Here is a 17900-nt window from a genome sequence, read left to right on the forward strand (position 1 = left end):
CTGGAGCGCGGCCGGCCCGGCATCCGCGACCGGGACGTTCGGGTCGTGCACGCTGTGGTGGCATGACGAGCGTGCCCGTGCTGCACGTCGGCGGTAGCCACGTCGCCGCTCCATTCCTGGTCCGTTCGAGTACGACGCGGGCATCGGCCGCTACGAGGGGGTCGGGAAGTTCGAGTCCCTGCGGGGAGTCGACGTCGGGGAGCTGGTGGCGACGAGGCTCGGGCGTCCGTGCGTGGCATCGGCTCCGTCAACGACGCCGCCGCGTTCGGCCTCGGCGAGTGGGTGGCCGGCGCGGCGACGGGAGCGGGCCGGGCCGTCGCGATCACCCTCGGGACCGGCGTGGGCTCCGCCTTCGTCGACAACGGCTCCGTCGCCCACCGAGGGCGACGACGTCCCGCCGGACGGTAGCTGCACCTGCTGCGGCCCGGTGGCGTGCCGCTCGAGGCACGCGTGGGCACCCGGGCCATCGCCGGTGCCTACGGCCAGGGCGCGACCGGAGTGCGGGAGGTGCTCGACGCGGCGGAGCAGGGCGACCGGAGGGCACGCGAGGTGCTCGCCGACGCGCTCGGCCTCCTGGGCTCCGCGCTGGCTGCGTGGCTCACGGCGTTCGGAGCCGAGGTGCTCGTCGGCGGCGGCCGGATCGTGCTGGCCTGGCCGCTCGTCGAGCCTCTCCTGTGCGCCGGGCTGGCCCGGAGCGGAGTGCGGGTCCCCGTGGTGCCGGCGACGCGGCCCACGGCCTCGGGGCTGGTGGGAGCGGCGTACGACGTGACCCGGCGCGCCGGCCTGAGAGGAGGCCCTGGTCAGGGCGAGCGGGGTGGCCGGAAGACCGCGAACGGGTCGGTGACGTGGAGCGTCCGGTCGCAGAACCGGTAGAGCGCCGCGGGTCGGCCGCCGTCCGGGCCGTGCGCGCTGCGCGCCCCCGTCGGCTCGATCATCGACCGGCGTGACATCACCCGCTGGAGGTTGGTGGCCCCGACGTCGTAGCCGAGGGTGGCGCTGACCACCCGGCGCAGCTGCTGGATGGTGAACTCCGTCGGGACGAGCGCGAACCCGACGTTGGTGTAGCTGAGCTTGGCCCGGAGCCGCTCGATGGCCGCGTCGATGAAGTCGACGTGGTCGAAGGCCAGCCGCGGGAGGGCGTCGACCGCATGCCAGGCGGTGTCGTCGGGGAGTCGTGGCTCGACGTCGGTCGGGACCAGCGCGAGGTAGCCCGTGGCCAGGACCCGCGCACGGGGGTCGCGGTCGACCCGGCTGTGGGTGGCGACCTGCTCGAGCCACGAGATGTCTCGGACGTCGACCTTGGTGGCCAGGTGGGCGGAGAGCGCCTCGCGCAGGCGCTGGTCGGACCGGACGCCGCCGCCCGGAAGGGCCCAGCGCCCGGAGTCGGGGTCCTGCGCGCGCCGCCAGAGCAGCACGTACAGCGTGTCCGCGTGCACCGACAGCACGACGGCCAGCACCTCGTGGGGGTACGCCGGAAAGGGGTCCACGGACGCCATGCTAGTGTCCGTCCCGTAGTTATCGCTCGTCAGTCGAAAACTAGGAGCGTGGAATGGGCACCCTGACCGAGGCGGCGCGGGCGACCGAGACCTGGCAGGACGAGGTCCGCCGCCTGGCGCGCGAGCAGGACGCGATCGTGCTGGCGCACAACTACATGCCGGCGGAGATCCAGGACGCCGCCGACGTGGTGGGCGACTCGCTGGCGCTGGCCAGGCACGCCGCGGCCACCGGCGCCTCGACGATCGTGCTGTGCGGGGTGCTGTTCATGGCCGAGACCGCCAAGATCCTCAGCCCCGACAAGCGGGTCCTGGTCCCGACCGCCGACGCGGGGTGCTCGCTGGCCGACGGTGTCACGGCGGCCGACGTACGCCGGTGGCGCGCCGAGCACCCAGGGGCCGTCGTGGTCGCCTACGTGAACACCACGGCCGCGGTGAAGGCCGAGGTCGACCTGTGCTGCACCTCGGCCAACGCCGTCGACGTGGTGCGCTCGGTCCCGGAGGACCGGCCGGTGCTGTTCCTGCCCGACCAGTTCCTCGGCGCCCACGTGCGCCGCGAGACGGGCCGCGACAACCTCCACGTGTGGCTGGGCGAGTGCCACGTGCACGCCGGCATCAGCCCCGACGACGTACGCCGTCAGGTGCGCGCGCACCCCGACGCCGAGCTGCTCGTCCACCCCGAGTGCGGGTGCGCGACGTCGGCCCTGTGGCTGGCCGACGAGGGGGTGCTCCCGCGCGAGCGGACCCAGGTCCTGTCCACGGGCGGCATGGTCGAGGCGGCGCGGCGCACCACGGCCGACACCGTCCTGGTCGCCACCGAGATCGGGATGCTGCACCAGCTCCGGAAGGCCAGACCCGGCACCACCTTCCTGCCGATGAACGAGCGCGCCTCCTGTCGGTACATGAAGATGACCACCCCCGACCTGCTGCTGCGCTGTCTGCGCGAAGGTCGCGACGAGGTCGACGTCCCGCCTGACCTCGCCGCGCGGGCGCGGGCGGCCGTCGAGGCGATGCTGGCGATCGGCGAGCCGGGGGGTGGGGAGTGACCGAGCTGCATGCCGACGTCGTCGTGGTGGGCAGCGGCGTCGCGGGGATGAGCGTCGCCCTCGGCCTGGCGACCACCCGCGACGTCCTGGTGGTCGACGACGGCGACGGGTCCACGCGCTGGGCCCAGGGCGGGATCGCCGTCGCCCTCGGCGGCGACGACCCGCGGGCGCACGCGCACGACACCGTGCTCGCCGGCGTGGGCCTGGGAGACCCCGAGGCCATCCGGCGGCTCGTCGAGGAGGCACCGCACCGGGTGGCGGAGCTGGTCGCGCGCGGAGCCGTGCTCGACCGTGACGCCGACGGTGTGCTCCTCCGCTCCCGCGAGGGAGGGCACGACCGCCCGCGCGTGGTCCACGCCGGGGGCGATGCGACCGGGGCAGAGGTCTGGCGTGCGCTCCACGCCCACGCCGACCGCACCGGCCTACGCCGGCTGCGCGGCACCCAGGTCGACGGCCTGGCCCTCGCGGGGGGAGGTGTCGCCGGCATCGCCGGGACCGGTCCGCAGGGCAGGGTCACCGTCCGCGCGAACGCCGTCGTGCTGGCGACCGGGGGAGTCGGTCACGTCTATGCCGCCACCACCAACCCCGTGGGAGTCCGCGGCCAGGGCATCGCCCTCGCGCTCCGGGCCGGGGCAGCGGTCACCGGGATGGAGTTCGTCCAGTTCCACCCCACCGCACTGGCGACCGGTGACCGGTCCGGCCAGCTCCCGCTGGTGACCGAGGCACTGCGCGGGGCCGGTGCGGTGCTGCGCGCCCGCGACGGCACGCCGTTCATGGCCGAGGTGCACCCGCTGGCCGACCTCGCGCCGCGCGACGTCGTCGCGGCCGCCGTCCTCCGCGCGATGCGAGACGACGGCACCGACCACGCCTGGCTCGACTGCCGCGACGTCGACCACGTCGGCCGGCGGTTCCCGACGGTGCGGGCCGCCTGCGACGACATCGGCGTCGACCTCGCCCGCGACCTGGTGCCGGTCCGGCCGGCCGAGCACTTCCTGTGCGGGGGCATCGCGACCGACGCCTGGGGAGCCACGACCCTGCCCGGCCTGTACGCCGTCGGCGAGGTCGCGGACGCCGGCGTCCACGGCGCCAACCGCCTCGCCTCCAACAGCCTGCTCGAAGGACTGGTGTACGGCGGACGGGTCGCGGCGGCGCTCACGCTGGAGCTGCCGGCCGCTCCGCCAGGCCCGGTGACGACCGTGACGACGGCGACGGACCCCGCCCTGGCCCGCACCGCCCAGACCCTGCTGGAGACTCACGCCGGCATCGAGCGCTCGCGCGAGGGGCTCGCCGAGGCGGAGTCGTGGCTCTCGCAGCGAGCCTCGCTCGACTCCACCTGCCTGGTCGCGGCGGCGATCGTCCGCGCTGCCCGAGCCCGCACCGAGAGCGTGGGCTGTCACCGACTGGCAGCCTCACGCACCCTGGCGGCGGCCCGATGAGGACCGCACCGCTGCTGCGCGACTGTGGCCTCGATCCCGAGCAGGTCGCCGCGCTCCTGCGAGCGACCCTCGCCGAGGATCTCGGCGAGGCCGGCGACATCACGTCCGCCGCGACGGTTCCCGCCGAGGCCCGGCTCCGGGTCGCCTACGTCGCACGAGTCCCTGGCGTCGTCTGCGGGCTGCCGCTGGTCGCCGCGCTCGCCGAGCCCGTCGGCGACCTCACGACGGAGGTGTCGGACGGCGCGCGGGTGGAGGCCGGGCAACGGCTCGCGGTCCTGGAGGGCCGCGCCCGCGAGGTGCTCGCCCTCGAGCGCACCTCGCTGAACCTGCTGACCCACCTCTCCGGCATCGCCACCGCGACCCGGGCCTGGGCCGACGCGGTCGCGGGCACTCGGGCCCGGGTGCGCGACACCCGCAAGACGACCCCGCTCCTGCGCAGCCTGGAGAAGTACGCCGTGCGGTGCGGCGGCGGCGTCAACCACCGGACCGGTCTCTACGACGCGATCCTGGTCAAGGACAACCACGTCGCCGCCGCCGGGGGCGTGGGCCGCGCCCTCGACGCGGCGTACGCCGCCCATCCACGCGGCTCGCTCGTCGTCCAGGTCGAGGTCGACACCCGAGCGCAGCTCGACGAGGCGCTGGCACACGGCGCCGAGCAGGTCCTCCTCGACAACTTCACGCTCGCCCAGCTCCGCGCTGCCGTCGAGCGGGTCCGCAGCACCCATCCGGAGGTGCTCGTCGAGGCGAGTGGCGGCCTCACCCTGGCCGATGCCGCAGAGGTGGCGGCGACCGGCGTCGACTTCCTCGCCGTGGGGGCCCTCACCCATTCGGCGCCGGCGCTGGACATCGGCTTGGACGTGCTTGCCTGAGTCCCGCCTCGGAGATCACCACGTGGTCGGGGAAGTGCCGCTCGTCCCACGCTTCGAGCCCGGGTGCTGCCAGGTGTCGCCTGGTGCGGTGCGTGCGCAGGGTCCTGCCTCCTCGCGGACGCGCTGAGGGGTGCGCGCCCTCTTGACCCGACGAGACCGCCACCCGCACGTCACGGACACACGCCACGCCCTCACGCGCGCACCGCCCGCGCCTGACCGCGACGCGCGCGACGTCGTGGTTGGCTCTGGTCATGGAGCGAGGCCCTCGGGGTGGCCAGGGATCACTGGCCCTGGTCGCCATGGGGGCGCTGGGGGTGGTCTTCGGCGACATCGGCACCAGCCCGCTCTACGCCCTGCGCGCCGTCCTCCACGACTCGCAGGCGACGTCGCGGTCCGAGGTCTACGGCGTGACGTCGCTGGTGGTGTGGGCTCTGGTCAGCGTGGTCGGGCTGCTGCACGTCGAGGTGCTGCTGTCGGCCGACAACCGAGGTGAGGGCGGCGTCCTGGCCCTGGCGTCGCTGCTCCGGCGCGGAGTGCGCCGCGGACGACTCCGCACGACCGTCAGCGTCGTAGCCATGATCGGTGCCGCGCTGTTCCTCGGCGACAGCATCCTGACCCCGGCGATCTCGGTGCTGTCCGCGTCGGAGGGTCTCGAGGTCGCGGCGCCGTCCATGAGCCGTCTGGTCGTTCCGCTGGCGTTGGCGATCCTGTGCGGGGTCTTCCTGCTCCAGCCGGTGGGCAGCGGGCGGATCGGGGTGGGCTACGGCCCGGTCATGCTGCTCTGGTTCGCCGTGCTGGGCGTCGGAGGCCTGGTGTCCCTCGTCCAGACCCCCGCGGTGCTGACGGCGCTGTCGCCGACGTGGGGGGCCGGGTTCCTCGCCGAGCATCCGGGGACGGGCTTCGTCACGTTGGGCGCTGTGGTGCTCGCGGTGACCGGCGCCGAGGCGCTCTACACCGACCTCGGCCACTTCGGGCGTCGGGCCATCGCCACGGCCTGGTGGACCGTGGTGTTCCCGGCGCTGGTGCTCGCCTACCTCGGCGAGGCCGCCGCGGTGCTGCGCGACCCGTCGACGGCGGGCAACCCCTTCTACGGCGTCGTGCCGTCGTGGGCGACGGTTCCGGTGCTGGTGCTCGGGACGCTCGCCACGGTGATCGCGTCGGAGGCCGTGATCGCGGGTGCCTTCACCGTGCTCCACCAGGCCGGCGGTCTCGACTTCTTCCCGGACCTGCGCACCATCCACACCTCGCGTCGCCACCCCGGGCAGATCTACCAGCCGGCCGCCAACTGGACCCTCGGGGCTGCGGTGCTGCTGCTGGTGGTCGCCTTCCGCAGCTCCGACCGGCTGGCCAACGCCTATGGCGTGACCGTCAGCGCCACCGTCGTGCTCACCGTCGTGCTCTACGTCGTGTGGGCGCTGCGGCAGCGGCCGCGTCCCTGGGCTCGCATCGGCGTCGGGACCGCGTCCGGCCTGGTGGCGGCGTTGCTCTTCGCCGGCACGCTGCCCAAGCTGGTCGTCGGGGGCTGGGTGCCGGCGGCGATCGGGGCCGTGCTGTTCGTGCTGATGCACACCTGGTGGACCGGTCAGGGCCGGGTGGCCGCCCGACTCCGCGACGAGGAGCTGACGGCCGAGGAGCTCGTCGAGGCGGTGCAGGAGGACGCCGCCCACGTCCGCCACCTCGAGGGCCATGCGGTCTTCTTGACCCACGACCCCGCGATGTCGCCGCTCGCGCTGCGGTCGCTGCTCGACATCGCCGGCCTGGTCCCCGAGCACGTCGTCCTGCTGAGCTGGGAGGTCGACGACGCCCCCAGCGCCCCACCGGAGGAGTCGAGCGTCACCGTGCGCAGCCTGGGCGACGACAGCTGGGACGTGACCGGGGTGTCGGTCGTCCTGGGCTACGCCGACCGGCTGGACGTGACCCACATCCTGGAGGACGCGGTCGAGGCCGAGCCGGACCTCCTGTCGTCGTTGGAGCCCGCCGAGGCCGTCTTCATCGTGTCCCGGCTCGACCTCGGCTCGTCGCGGCGGGCGCCCTGGGCGCGCTGGCGACAGCGGGTCTTCCTCGCCATGAACCGGCTGGCTCGCGACAAGGCCGACCAGCTGTCCCTGCCTCGCGCGCGGACCATCGTGATCGGTCGCGAGCTCAGACTCTGACGGTCGGTCAGGAGAGGCCCGCGCGGTCGCCCGGCGTTGGGTCGAGGAAGACGTGGCGGACGTCGTCGAAGCGCTCCTTGACCAGCGTCTCGACGTCGTCGGCGGCGCGCTCGATCTCGTCGGCGGACAGCCCGTCGGTGAGCTCGACCCGGGCCGCCACCAGCACCTGGTCCGGCGCGAGTCGCATGGTGAGCAGCTCGAGCACGGCGTCCACGCCGTCGGCGCCCCCGATGGTCCGGGTCAGCTCGTCGCGCATCCCGGGGGAGACGGACCGGCCGATCAGGTTCTGCTGGTTCTGCCGGCCCAGGCCGTAGGCGACCCCGATCAGCAGGCCCGCGATGGCCAGCGAGGCGACGCCGTCACCGGTGCGCCGTCCGGTGGCAGCGTCGACCGCGATGCCGGCGGCTGCGAGCAGCAGGCCGACCAGGGCCACCCCGTCCTCCCAGAAGACCGCCCGCAGCGCGGGGTCGGCCTCGTGGGCGAGATACCGCAGCATCCCGTCCCGACCAGCCGTCTCCGAGCGGAGCTGGACCAGCGCCCGCACGAACGAGCTGCCCTCGAAGACGAACGAGATGGCGAGCACCACGAAGGACAGCCGGGGAGACCCGGGCGTCCCCGACCCGGTCAGGCTCGAGATGCCCTCGTACGCCGCGAAGCCGGCGCCGAGGACGAAGATCCCGACCGCCGCGAGCAGCGACCAGAAGTAGCGCTCCATCCCGTAGCCGAAGGGGTGGGCCTCGTCGGCCGGCTTCTGGCTGCGGTGCAGCGCCGTCATCAGCAGGCCCTGGTTGAGAGTGTCGCCGATCGAGTGCGCCGCCTCGGCCAGCATCGCCGACGACCCCGAGGACAGGCCCGCGACCAGCTTGGCGAGCGCGATGACCAGGTTGGTGCCTCCGGCGACGAGGACCGTCGCGGTCGAGCCCCTGGCCATGTGCGCCTCGTACCCGCCGGCGGCGTGCCCAACCATGCCACGGCGGATGCCCGCGGCCTCGGATCGGTCGACGACGCGGACTTCCCGGCCTCTCTTGGCACTTCTTGGCCGCTGCAACCCCGGGGAAGTGCCAAATCCCCCGCTTCAGCGGGGGATTTGGCAGCGACCTTGGCAGCGACCTTGGGCAGCGACCTTGGCAGCGACCCGGAGAGCGGCCGACGGCGCCGAGGGCGGAAGGTCCACGGCCGGAGCCGCAGGACCTTCCCACCTGGACGTGCCCTGCGCCAGCAGCCCGATCGGGGGGTACGCTCGCGCACGCCAGCCGAACTCCACCATGGAGTCAGGGAACCCGGTGCGACTCCGGGACTGACGCGCAGCGGTGAGGGTGACGGCCGGGGTACGTCTCACGACAGTCACTGGAGCTCGCTCCGGGAAGGCGCCCCGAGCCGGTCGAACCCGAGTCCGAAGACCTGCTGGCCCTAGCGGCCGACCGCCGCCAGGTCAGTGCGGACCCCGCGACCGGGTCCCGGACCCGAACAGGTGCCAGCGGTGACGACCCGGACCCGACGAGACCGATGCCCCGGCGTCCTGCGCCCGTGGCCCGCCGACGACGGGCTGCTGGTGCGGCTGCGACTCGTGGGCGGCCGGCTCGACGTCTCGGCGCTGCACGCCCTCCTGGCCGTTGCCGAGCGGTACGGCGACGCGGCGGTGTACCTGACCGAACGGGCCAACCTCCAGGTGCGCGGCCTGCCGTGCGAGGACGGCGCCCTGCCGGCCGAGGTCCTGGGCGCCGTCGAGAGCACCGGGCTGGTGCCGAGCCGGACGCACGAGCTCGTCCGCAACTTCATGGTCTCGCCGGCCACCGGCATCGCCGGCGGACGCGCCGACCTGAGGCCGGTCGCCCACGAGCTCGACCGCAGGCTCTGTGCGTCCTCGCGCCTCTCGCTGCTGCCGGGTCGGTTCCTGTTCGTCCTGGACGACGGCCGCGGCGACGTCGCCGACCGGCCCTGCGACCTGGGGCTGGTGGCTCTGGACGCCGAGACGGCTCAGCTGCGCGTCGGGCCGGGCTACGCCGGACTCGTCCTGCTCGACGACGCCGCCGCGACCCTGGTCGACCTCGCCGAGCGCTTCGTCGACGTCCGCGCGTGGGATCCCGACCAGCCCGGCGTAGGTGACGACTCCCGTGCGCCCTGGCACGTGCGCGAGCTGGACCGAGTCCTGACTCCCGTCGTGTCGCCGGACCCGCGGGTGCCGGAGGCCGGCGGGCCACTGGGGTACGGACCGGTGCCCGGCGGCCGGCACGTCGAGGTCCCCGACGCCAGGCTGAGCCGCCGCGGGGTCGAGGCGCTCCCGATCGAGGGTGTCGGCGCGGGCCTCCGCGAGCTCGTGGTGACCCCCTGGCGCGGCATCTTCGTCCCCGAGGTGAGGAGACCATGACCACGCTCGACCCACCCACCCGCCACTACGACTACGTCACGGCCGCGGCGGCCATCTACGACGAGTCGTTCGCCACGATCCGGCGTGAGGCGGACCTCCGCGGCATCCCCGAGGACGCCGAGCGGCTGGCCGTACGGATGGTCCACGGCAGCGGGCAGGTCGACCTCGCGCACGACCTCGTCGTCCACCCACGACTGGTGGCGGCCGCCCGGACCGCGCTGGAGGAGGGCGCGCCCGTCCTCTGCGACACGACGATGGTCGCGACCGGGGTGACCCGGTCGCGGCTGCCAGCGGACAACGACGTCGTGTGCCTGCTCGACGACCCCCGGGTGCCGGAGCTGGCGCGCGGCTGGGGGACCACGAGGACCGCCGCCGCGGTGTCGCTGTGGGCGGACCGGCTCGAGGGTGCCGTGGTCGCCCTCGGGAACGCCCCCACGGCGTTGTTCCACCTGCTGGAGATGCTCCTCGACGGTGCCCCGCGACCCGCGGCGGTCGTGGGCTGCCCGGTGGGGTTCATCGGCGCCGCGGAGTCCAAGCAGGCCCTGGTCGACCTCGAGCGCGACCACGGCCTGGCCATCCCCTACGTCACGGTCCGCGGCCGCCGCGGCGGGTCCGCGATGACGTCGTCGGCCCTCAACGCCCTGGCCCGGGAGGAGGAGTGACCGGCCGTTTCGCCGGGGTCGGTGTCGGCCCCGGCGACCCCGAGCTGGTCACGCTCAAGGCCGCGCGCCTGATCGGCGCGGCGGACGTCGTCGCCTTCCACGCCGCCGCCGGCAAGGAGTCCAACGCCCGCCGGATCGCCGCGGAGCTCGTGCCCGAGGAGGCGATCGAGGAGCGGCTCACCTACCCGGTCACCACGGGGACGACCGATCATCGCGGTGGCTACGCCGGGGCGATGGCCGACTTCTACGAGGAGTCCGCGGCGCGCCTGGCCGCGCATCTCGACGCCGGCCGGGACGTCGTCCTGCTCGCCGAGGGCGACCCGCTGTTCTACGGCTCGTACATGTACATGCACGACCGGCTCTCGCAGCGCTACGAGACGGCGATCGTGCCCGGGGTCCCGGCCTTCGCGGCGGCCACGGCGCTCGCGGCCAGTCCGCTGGCCCGGCAGACCGACGTTCTGACGGTCCTGCCCGGGACGCTGCCCGAGCCCGAGCTCGCCCGCCGGCTGGCCGACACCGACGCCGCGATCGTGATGAAGCTCGGCCGCACCTTCCCCGCCGTACGCCGTGCGCTGGAGGCGGCCGGGCGCCTCGAGCATGCGATGTACGTCGAGCGGGCCTCGATGCCCGAGCAGCGCTGTCTCCCGGTCGCCGAGGTCGACCCGGCCGACGTGCCGTACTTCTCGCTGGTGATCCTCACCGGCGACAGCCGGCAGGGCCGCCGCTCCCGGACGCGGGAGACCGGGACGGGCCCGCAGCAGGCTCCGACCGAGTCGACGACGCCGGGGAGGCCGGCGAGGCGGCAGGAGCTGCTCGTCGTCGGGCTCGGGCCGGGGCCGGCGGACTGGCTGACGCCCGAGGCGGCGGCCGCGCTGGCCGAGGTCGAGCACGTCTTCGGCTACGCGCCGTACGTCAGCCGCGTGCCCCAGCGCGCGGGGCTGGTGCGGCATCCGTCCGGCAACACCGTCGAGCTCGACCGCGCCCGCGAGGCCCTGGAGCTGGCTCGGCGCGGACACCGGGTCGCGGTGGTGTCGGGAGGCGACGCCGGGGTCTTCGGGATGGCCTCGGCGGTCCTGGAGGCGGCCGAGAGCCCGGAGCTGGGCGAGGTCGAGGTGCGCGTGCTACCGGGCGTCAGCGCGGTCCAGGCCGTGGCCGCCAGGGCCGGTGCTCCGATCGGCGCCGACTTCGCGGTCCTGAGCCTCTCGGACCGGCTCAAGCCCTGGCCGGTGATCGAGCGCCGACTGCGCGCCGTCGCCGAGGCGGACCTCGTGCTCGCCGTCTACAACCCGGCCTCGCGGACGCGGACGACCCAGCTGGCCGACGCCCGGCGGATCCTGCTCGAGCACCGCCTGCCGGACACCGTGGTGGTGGTCGGCAGGGACGTGGGTCGGGACGAGGAGGCCCTGACCGTGACGACGCTGGCCGAGCTCGACCCGGACACCGTCGACATGAGGTGCTTGCTGATCGTCGGCGCCGAGTCGACGAGGGTCGGCCGGGCCGGCGTGTGGACCCCGCGCTGGGTCGCGGGGTGAGCGTCCACTTCGTCGGGGCCGGGCCGGGGGCCGCCGACCTGCTGACCGTGCGCGCGACCCGGCTGCTCGCCGCGGCCGGCCTCGTGCTCTACCCCGGCACCTACCTCGACCCCCAGGTGCTCTCGCCGTGCAGCCCGCAGGCCGAGCTGGTCGACACCCACGACCTCGACCTCGACCAGATCACGCGGCGGCTCGTCGCGGGTCATCGGGCCGGGCTCGACGTGGTCCGCCTCACCTCGGGCGATCCCTCGGTCTACTCCGCCCTCGCCGAGCAGGCGGGCCGGCTCGACGACGCGGGGGTGCCCTGGGACGTCACCCCCGGCGTGGCGGCGTACTCCGCGGCGGCCGCCAGGGTCGGCCGTGAGCTGACCGTGCCGCTGGTCGCGCAGTCCGTGGTCCTGACCCGCACCCAGGCCCGATCCACCGCGATGCCGGAGACCGAGAGCCTCGCCGCGTTCGCCGCCACGCGGGCGACGTTGGTGCTGCACCTCGCCGTCGCGCGCACCCGCGAGCTGATGACGCAGCTCGAGCCCGGCTACGGCGCCGACTGCCCGGTCGTCGTGGTCTACCGCGCGAGCCAGCCGACCGAGCTGGTGCTGACCGGGACCGTGGCGACCATCGCCGACCAGGTCGAGCACGCAAGGCTGACCCAGGCGGCGGTGATCCTGGTCGGCCGCGCCCTCGGCGACCGTCGCGGCGGCGACTCGCATCTCTACGACCCGGCCCGCTCCCGCCCCGCGGTCCACGACGGGTCGGGTGCCTGAGCCCGCGCCGTAGCGCGGGCCGGGGCACACGGCCCGGAAGGGCGGGGAGGGTCAGCGCAGGAGGGTCCACTGGGTGACCGTCCGGGCCGGCGTCCAGCCGGTGAAGGACCCGACGGGGGCCGCTGTCTCGACCGCGATCCGGACCAGCTCGCCGCCGTGCTGCCCATGCAGCCCGCCCAGCAGCTGCTCGGTCTCGAGGGTGACGGCGTGGACGACGAGCCGCCCGCCGGCTCCGAGCCGGTCCAGGCACGCGTCGAGCACTCCGGGCGCCGTGGCCCCGCCACCGACGAACACCGCCCGCGGTGACGGCAGGCCGGCCAGCACGTCGGGGGCGCGGCCGACGACGACCTGAAGTCCGGGGACGCCGAGAGCCGCGGCGTTGCGGGTGATCCGGGCAGCCCGCTCGGCGTCGGCCTCGACCGCCGTCGCCGTACACGTCGGGTGGGCGCGCATCCACTCGATGCCCACGGAGCCGGCGCCGGCACCGACGTCCCACAGGTGCTCGCCCGGCCGCGGGGACAGCCGGGCCAGGGCCGAGGCGCGCAGGTCGCGCTTGGTGAGCTGGCCGTCGCTCTCGAAGACGTCGTCGGGAAGGCCGGCGACCCAGCCGCCGCGGTCGGGGCCCGCGCACTCCACGGCGACGACGGTGAGCCGGGAGAAGCCCTCCGCCGGGGCGAGGCCGTCGGCCCGCGCGAAGTCGCGCCGGCTGGACGACGTGCCGCCCAGGTCGCCGAGCACCGTGACCGCGGAGGCACCGTACCCCGCCTCGACCAGGAGCCGGGAGATGTCGGACGGCGAGCGCTGGTCCGAGGACAGCACGAGGACCCGCCGCCCGGGCGCGAGCTCGCGACGCACCAGCGCGACGTCGCGGCCCACGACGCTGACGACCGCGTGACTCTCGGCCGGCCACCCCATCGCCGCCCTCGCCAGGGCGACCGACGACACGGCCGGTTCCACCGCGACGGCGTCGGCGCCGAGCAGGTCGACCAGGGTCGTGCCGATCCCGGAGACCAGCGGGTCTCCCGAGGCCAGCGCGACCACGGGACCGTCCCCGAGGTCGGCCAGCAGCGCCGGGAGCCCCGCGCCGAGCGGTGCGGGCCACGGCTCGCGCCGCTGGCCCGCCACGGCCGGGACCAGGTCGAGGTGGCGCCGTCCGCCGAGCAGCACCGCGGCCTGCGTGACGACGTCGCGGAGCCGGGAGGGAAGCGACTCCCAGCCGTCGGCACCGATGCCGACCACGGTGATCCGGGGGGTTGGCCGTCCGCCGGTCGAGGGAGTGGTGCCCGCCATGACGCCGGACGCTATCGTGGCGCCACAGGCACGAGGTGCCCCGACAGCCCAGTCATCGAAACCGGTGTGGACGGCTCGACGGGAGAATCTGGGAAGCCGGTGAGACTCCGGCACAGGCCCGCTGCGGTGAACCGGGCCCCGATCCGAAGGGATCGGGGACTCGACAAGTCCGAAGACCGGCCTCGCGCCCGACCATTCCAGATGGCGAAGCGAGCGGGAGCCTCACATGCCTCGGCACTACCCCTTCTCCGCGGTCGTCGGCTGCGAGCCCGACGCCCTCGACGACATGGGCCTGGCGCTCGTGCTGACCACGATCTCGCCCGAGATCGGCGGTGTGCTCGTGCGGGGCGAGAAGGGCACGGCGAAGTCGACCGCCGTCCGCGCCCTGGTCGCGGTCCTTCCGCCGATCGACGTCTACGCCGGCGACCGCTTCTCGGTCGACCCGCACGACCCGGGGTCGGAGTCGCCGGACGGTCCGTTCGCCGAGACGACGGCGGTCGAGGCGCGCGCCGTCCGTCTGGTCGAGCTGCCGGTCGGCGCGACCGAGGACCGGGTGATGGGGTCGCTGCACCTGGAGAGCGCGCTGTCACGCGGCCGGGTCGAGTACGAGCCCGGCCTGTTGGCCCGCGCCCACCGCGGGATCCTCTACGTCGACGAGGTCAACCTGCTGCACGACCATCTGGTCGACCTCCTGCTCGACTCCGCCGCCATGGGTCGGGCCACCGTCGAGCGCGACGGCGTCTCGATGGAGCATCCCTCCCGCTTCGTCCTGATCGGCACCATGAACCCCGAGGAGGGCGAGCTCCGCCCGCAGCTCCTCGACCGGTTCGGGCTCGCCGTGGAGGTGACCGCCCCGAGGGAGCCGGCCCTGCGTGCCGAGGTCGTCCGCCGGCGGATGGCCTACGACGCGGATCCCGAATCGCTCGCCGCCCGGTACGCCGGGTCGGAGCAGGACCTGACCGCGCGGATCGAGGGCGCCCGCGAGCGCCTGGGGAAGGTCGCGCTCCCGCAGTCGGCGCTGCTGAGGATCGCCCAGGTCTGCGCGGCGTTCGAGGTCGACGGGCTGCGTGCCGACATCGTGACCGCGCGGGCGGCGGTGGCCCACGCGGCCTGGGAGGGCAGGGACGAGGTCACCCGGGCAGACATCCGGCGGGCGGCGGTCCTGGCCCTGCCGCACCGCCGCCGCCGCAAGCCCTTCGACGCCCCCGGGCTCGACGCGGACCTGCTGGACCAGCTGCTCGGCGACGACGAGCCCGAGCCCGACCCTCCGCAAGGGCTGTCCGAGGAGGAGCCCCGCGCCCCGCAGCACGGTCAGAGCCCCGATCCCGGGCCGGGGGAGGGGTCGCCCGACGCCGGGCCGGACGACGGTGGCCCCGACCGGCCCGCAGCGCCGCCCGAGCCGACCGGGTTCCCCGCCGGCGCCACTGCGCCGGCCACGACCGACGGCCGCTCGTCCACCGACGCGGCGTCCGAGCCGTACCGAGCACGGCTGCTGACCGTGCGCGGTCCGGGGGAGGGCGCGCCGGGCCGGCGCAGCCGGGCGCTCGCCGCCGACGGACGCCGCGTGGGTGCGCGACGCCCGGACGGCGAGGTCGGGTCGCTGCACCTCGTGGAGACCCTCCGTGCCGCCGCCGGGCGTCGGCCCGAACGCCGACCGTCGGGCGAGCCGGTCCTGACCGCCGTCGACCTGCGCACCGCGGTGCGCGAGGGGCGCGAGGCCAACCTGGTGCTGTTCTGTGTCGACGCGTCCGGCTCGATGGCGGCCCGCAAGAGGATGAGCCAGGTCAAGACCGCCGTCCTGTCCCTGCTCCTGGACGCCTACCGGCGCCGCGACAAGGTCGGCCTGGTGACCTTCCGTGGCGGCTCCGCCGAGGTCGTCCTGCCACCGACCCGGTCGGTCGAGGTCGCAGCCCGACGACTGGCCGAGCTCCCGGCCGGGGGGCGCACGCCGCTGGCCGAGGGCCTGCTGGAGGCCGCCGCCGTCGTGAGTCGCGAGCGGATCAGGGAGCCGAGGCTGCGCCCGCTGCTCGTGGTGGTCACCGACGGGAGGGCGACCTCGGGCCCGGACGCCGTACGCCGCTCGCTGAGGGCCGCCGACCACGTCCACGAGCTCGGCATCGCCTGTGTCGTGGTCGACGGCGAGGCCGGCCCGCTGCGGCTCGGGCTGGCCGCGGACCTGGCCAGGCAGCTCGGTGCCGAGCACGTCCTCGTCGCCGAGGTGAGCGCCGAGGCCCTCGGCGCGGTGACCCGGCGCGGACGGGGAGTGGCCTGATGTCGCCCCAGGGCAGGCCGGCGAGCGTCCCCGAGGACGGTCTGACCACCCGTCAGCGGCGCAACCGGCCGGTGCTCGCCGTCCACACCGGCGACGGCAAGGGCAAGTCGACCGCGGCGTTCGGCCTGGCCCTGCGTGGCTGGCACCAGGGCTGGCGGATCGCCGTCTTCCAGTTCGTGAAGTCCGCCCGGTGGCGGATCGGCGAGCAGGTCGCGCTCGAGCGGCTGGGCAGGTTGCACGCCGAGACCGGCGAGGGCGGACCTGTCGAGTGGCACACGATGGGCTCGGGCTGGTCGTGGTCGCGTCGGCCGGGCACCCCCGACGACCACGCCGAGGCAGCCGCCGAGGGCTGGGCCGAGATCCGACGGCGGCTGGCCGCGGAGCGCCACGACCTGCTGGTCCTCGACGAGTTCACCTACCCGATGCAGTGGGGCTGGGTCGACGTCGGCGAGGTCGTGGAGACCCTGCGGAGCCGACCAGGCGTCCAGCACGTCGTGGTGACCGGACGCCGTGCCGACCCGCGTCTGGTGGCCGCGGCCGACCTGGTCACCGAGATGACCAAGGTCAAGCACCCGATGGACGACGGACAGAAGGGCCAGCGGGGGATCGAGTGGTGACCCAGCGCGCCGTCCTACCCAGGGTCCTGGTGTCCGCCCCCGCCACCGGGCAGGGCAAGACCACGGTGGCCACCGGTCTGATGGCGGCCCTGCGCGCACAGGGCACGACGGTGAGCGGGCACAAGGTCGGGCCTGACTACATCGACCCGGGCTACCACGGCCTGGCGACCGGACGCCCGGGACGCAACCTCGACCCCCACCTCGTCGGCGAGGAGCGCGTGGTCCCGCTGTTGCTGCACGGCGCCGCCGGGGCGGACCTGGCGGTGGTCGAGGGGGTGATGGGACTCTTCGACGGCCGTCTGGGCACCGACGGCTTCGCCTCCACGGCACACGTGGCCCGGCTGACCCGGACGCCGGTGGTCGTGGTCGTGGACGTCGAGCGGGCCTCACGCACGGTGGGTGCTCTCGTGGCCGGTCTCGCAGGCTATGAGGCGGATCTCGACGTCGCCGGCGTGATCCTCAACCGTGCCCGCCGGGGACGCAACCTGCTCGAGATCGAGCGCGCGACCCGGGTCCCGGTGCTCGGCGCGCTTCCCGCGCGGCCGGACCTCGAGACACCGTCGCGCCATCTCGGCCTGGTGCCCGCCGCCGAGCGTCCGCGGTCCGTGGAGATGGTCCGGCGGCTGGCCGAGGTGGTCGCCGGCCACGTCGACCTGGACGCGGTCCGCGAGCTGGCCGGCACCGCACCGGCGCTCGAGGCCGGCCCCTGGGACCCCGTCGTCGAGCTGGGCGGCGAGCCGTCACCCACCGGGGCGTCCCCGGTCGTGGCTGTGGCCGGCGGTCGTGCCTTCACCTTCCGGTACGCCGAGACCGACGAGCTGCTCGCCGCGGCGGGCTGCGAGGTCGTCGCCTTCGACCCGCTGACGGCGACCGGCCTCCCCGCCGGGACCAGTGCCCTCTACCTCGGCGGCGGCTTTCCCGAGGTGTACGCCGCCGCGCTCTCGGCCAACCGCGCCCTCGCCCGCGACGTCCGCACCGCGGTCGGGTCCGGGCTGCCCGTGGTCGCCGAGTGTGCGGGCCTGCTCTACCTGGCACGGACGCTGGACGGGCTCCCGATGGCCGGCGCGATCCCCGCCGCGGCGGCGATGACCGATCGGCTGACACTGCGCTACCCGGTGGCCAGCGCCACCGTCGACTCCCTGGTCACGCGGGCCGGCGACCAGGTGACCGGCCACGAGTTCCACCGCACCGCCACCGACCCGGTCCACGGCGCGAGAGCCGCCTGGACCATCGACGGCAAGCCGACCGGCTTCGCCTCCGAGTCGCTGCACGCCTCCTACCTCCACGTCCACTGGGCCGGCCATCCCGCCCTGGCCCGACGCTTCGCAGACGCCGCCCGGGCGTACGCCCGGGGCCACGCCCACTCCAGCCCGCGCGTCGCCGGCTGACACCACCCAC

Annotated in this window: 16 protein-coding genes and 2 riboswitches; of the genes, 13 read left to right on the forward strand and 3 right to left on the reverse strand. The window is 75.0% G+C overall.

Features of this window, described 5'->3' with window-relative positions:
* Positions 1 to 228 precede the first annotated feature (228 nt).
* Positions 229 to 408 carry an ROK family protein gene (locus VHW64_RS10275; protein WP_329650451.1) on the forward strand — a complete coding sequence of 60 codons (180 nt, stop codon included), beginning with the start codon at positions 229 to 231 and terminating at the stop codon, positions 406 to 408.
* A 24-nt stretch (positions 409 to 432) separates the two neighbouring features.
* The gene (locus VHW64_RS10280) at positions 433 to 873 is read left to right on the forward strand and encodes a hypothetical protein (RefSeq protein WP_329650452.1); all 441 of its coding nucleotides are present in this window, start codon (positions 433 to 435) and stop codon (positions 871 to 873) included.
* Here VHW64_RS10280 and VHW64_RS10285 read toward each other — a convergent pair.
* On the reverse strand, positions 801 to 1487 hold the full coding sequence (locus VHW64_RS10285; RefSeq protein ID WP_329650453.1) for an NUDIX hydrolase: 687 nt from the start codon (positions 1485 to 1487) through the stop codon (positions 801 to 803). The genes VHW64_RS10280 and VHW64_RS10285 overlap by 73 nt on opposite strands.
* 62 nt (positions 1488 to 1549) lie before the next feature.
* On the opposite strand from VHW64_RS10285, the gene nadA reads away from it, so the two are divergent.
* The 4 genes from nadA (at position 1550) to VHW64_RS10305 (ending at position 6997) form a co-directional block, all read left to right on the forward strand.
* Positions 1550 to 2539, forward strand: a complete 990-nt coding sequence (gene nadA, locus VHW64_RS10290) for a quinolinate synthase NadA (protein ID WP_329650454.1) — start codon at positions 1550 to 1552, stop codon at positions 2537 to 2539.
* Complete coding sequence (locus VHW64_RS10295) at positions 2536 to 3975, forward strand: L-aspartate oxidase (RefSeq protein ID WP_329650455.1); 1440 nt, start codon at positions 2536 to 2538, stop codon at positions 3973 to 3975. The genes nadA and VHW64_RS10295 overlap by 4 nt, the downstream gene beginning before the upstream one ends.
* Positions 3972 to 4844, forward strand: a complete 873-nt coding sequence (nadC, locus tag VHW64_RS10300; protein WP_329650456.1) for a carboxylating nicotinate-nucleotide diphosphorylase — start codon at positions 3972 to 3974, stop codon at positions 4842 to 4844. The genes VHW64_RS10295 and nadC overlap by 4 nt, the downstream gene beginning before the upstream one ends.
* Before the next feature lie 251 nt (positions 4845 to 5095).
* Entirely contained in the window at positions 5096 to 6997 is a 1902-nt protein-coding gene (locus tag VHW64_RS10305) for a KUP/HAK/KT family potassium transporter (protein WP_329650457.1), read from the forward strand.
* Between the two features lie 7 nt (positions 6998 to 7004).
* On the opposite strand, the gene VHW64_RS10310 is transcribed toward VHW64_RS10305, so the two are convergent.
* Positions 7005 to 7928: a cation diffusion facilitator family transporter gene (locus VHW64_RS10310; protein ID WP_329650458.1), complete on the reverse strand. Its 924-nt coding sequence runs from the start codon at positions 7926 to 7928 to the stop codon at positions 7005 to 7007.
* 302 nt (positions 7929 to 8230) lie between these two features.
* A riboswitch (cobalamin riboswitch) is annotated at positions 8231 to 8420 on the forward strand.
* A gap of 57 nt (positions 8421 to 8477) precedes the next feature.
* Here VHW64_RS10310 and VHW64_RS10315 point away from each other — a divergent pair.
* From VHW64_RS10315 to VHW64_RS10330, 4 genes are read left to right on the forward strand one after another with little or no spacing between them, the layout of a single operon-like run.
* On the forward strand, positions 8478 to 9365 hold the full coding sequence (locus VHW64_RS10315; protein ID WP_329650459.1) for a nitrite reductase: 888 nt from the start codon (positions 8478 to 8480) through the stop codon (positions 9363 to 9365).
* Complete coding sequence (locus tag VHW64_RS10320) at positions 9362 to 10027, forward strand: precorrin-8X methylmutase (RefSeq protein WP_329650460.1); 666 nt, start codon at positions 9362 to 9364, stop codon at positions 10025 to 10027. Before VHW64_RS10315 ends, VHW64_RS10320 begins: the two co-directional genes overlap by 4 nt.
* Positions 10024 to 11559 (forward strand): precorrin-2 C(20)-methyltransferase, encoded by a 1536-nt coding sequence (locus tag VHW64_RS10325; RefSeq protein WP_329650461.1) that lies wholly within the window; start codon positions 10024 to 10026, stop codon positions 11557 to 11559. The genes VHW64_RS10320 and VHW64_RS10325 overlap by 4 nt, the downstream gene beginning before the upstream one ends.
* The gene (locus VHW64_RS10330; protein WP_329650462.1) at positions 11556 to 12323 is read left to right on the forward strand and encodes a cobalt-precorrin-4/precorrin-4 C(11)-methyltransferase; all 768 of its coding nucleotides are present in this window, start codon (positions 11556 to 11558) and stop codon (positions 12321 to 12323) included. Before VHW64_RS10325 ends, VHW64_RS10330 begins: the two co-directional genes overlap by 4 nt.
* Positions 12324 to 12374: 51 nt before the next feature.
* Here the strand turns inward: VHW64_RS10330 and cbiE are convergent, their stop codons facing one another.
* Entirely contained in the window at positions 12375 to 13613 is a 1239-nt protein-coding gene (gene cbiE, locus VHW64_RS10335; protein WP_329650463.1) for a precorrin-6y C5,15-methyltransferase (decarboxylating) subunit CbiE, read from the reverse strand.
* 47 nt (positions 13614 to 13660) lie between these two features.
* A riboswitch (cobalamin riboswitch) is annotated at positions 13661 to 13812 on the forward strand.
* Positions 13813 to 13839: 27 nt separating this feature from the next.
* Between cbiE and VHW64_RS10340 the strand changes: the two genes are divergently transcribed.
* Genes VHW64_RS10340 through VHW64_RS10350 form a run of 3 tightly spaced genes read left to right on the forward strand, consistent with a single transcriptional unit; the run spans position 13840 to position 17890 of the window.
* Positions 13840 to 15885 carry a VWA domain-containing protein gene (locus VHW64_RS10340; protein WP_329650464.1) on the forward strand — a complete coding sequence of 682 codons (2046 nt, stop codon included), beginning with the start codon at positions 13840 to 13842 and terminating at the stop codon, positions 15883 to 15885.
* Positions 15885 to 16502: a cob(I)yrinic acid a,c-diamide adenosyltransferase gene (gene cobO / locus VHW64_RS10345; RefSeq protein ID WP_329650465.1), complete on the forward strand. Its 618-nt coding sequence runs from the start codon at positions 15885 to 15887 to the stop codon at positions 16500 to 16502. Before VHW64_RS10340 ends, cobO begins: the two co-directional genes overlap by 1 nt.
* Complete coding sequence (locus VHW64_RS10350; protein WP_329650466.1) at positions 16499 to 17890, forward strand: cobyrinate a,c-diamide synthase; 1392 nt, start codon at positions 16499 to 16501, stop codon at positions 17888 to 17890. Before cobO ends, VHW64_RS10350 begins: the two co-directional genes overlap by 4 nt.
* The last annotated feature ends 10 nt before the right edge of the window (positions 17891 to 17900 follow it).

Origin of the sequence: Nocardioides sp. (assembly GCF_036267815.1) — a bacterium.
GTDB lineage: Bacteria > Actinomycetota > Actinomycetes > Propionibacteriales > Nocardioidaceae > Nocardioides.

Excerpts from the sequence above, each read along its gene's own strand:
- VHW64_RS10310 (WP_329650458.1), bottom strand. The coding sequence starts at position 7,928 with ATGGCCAGGGGCTCGACCGCGACGGTCCTCGTCGCCGGAGGCACCAAC.
- cbiE (WP_329650463.1), bottom strand. The coding sequence starts at position 13,613 with ATGGCGGGCACCACTCCCTCGACCGGCGGACGGCCAACCCCCCGGATC.
- VHW64_RS10320 (WP_329650460.1), top strand. The coding sequence starts at position 9,362 with ATGACCACGCTCGACCCACCCACCCGCCACTACGACTACGTCACGGCC.
- VHW64_RS10340 (WP_329650464.1), top strand. The coding sequence starts at position 13,840 with ATGCCTCGGCACTACCCCTTCTCCGCGGTCGTCGGCTGCGAGCCCGAC.
- nadA (WP_329650454.1), top strand. The coding sequence starts at position 1,550 with ATGGGCACCCTGACCGAGGCGGCGCGGGCGACCGAGACCTGGCAGGAC.
- nadC (WP_329650456.1), top strand. The coding sequence starts at position 3,972 with ATGAGGACCGCACCGCTGCTGCGCGACTGTGGCCTCGATCCCGAGCAG.
- VHW64_RS10305 (WP_329650457.1), top strand. The coding sequence starts at position 5,096 with ATGGAGCGAGGCCCTCGGGGTGGCCAGGGATCACTGGCCCTGGTCGCC.
- cobO (WP_329650465.1), top strand. The coding sequence starts at position 15,885 with ATGTCGCCCCAGGGCAGGCCGGCGAGCGTCCCCGAGGACGGTCTGACC.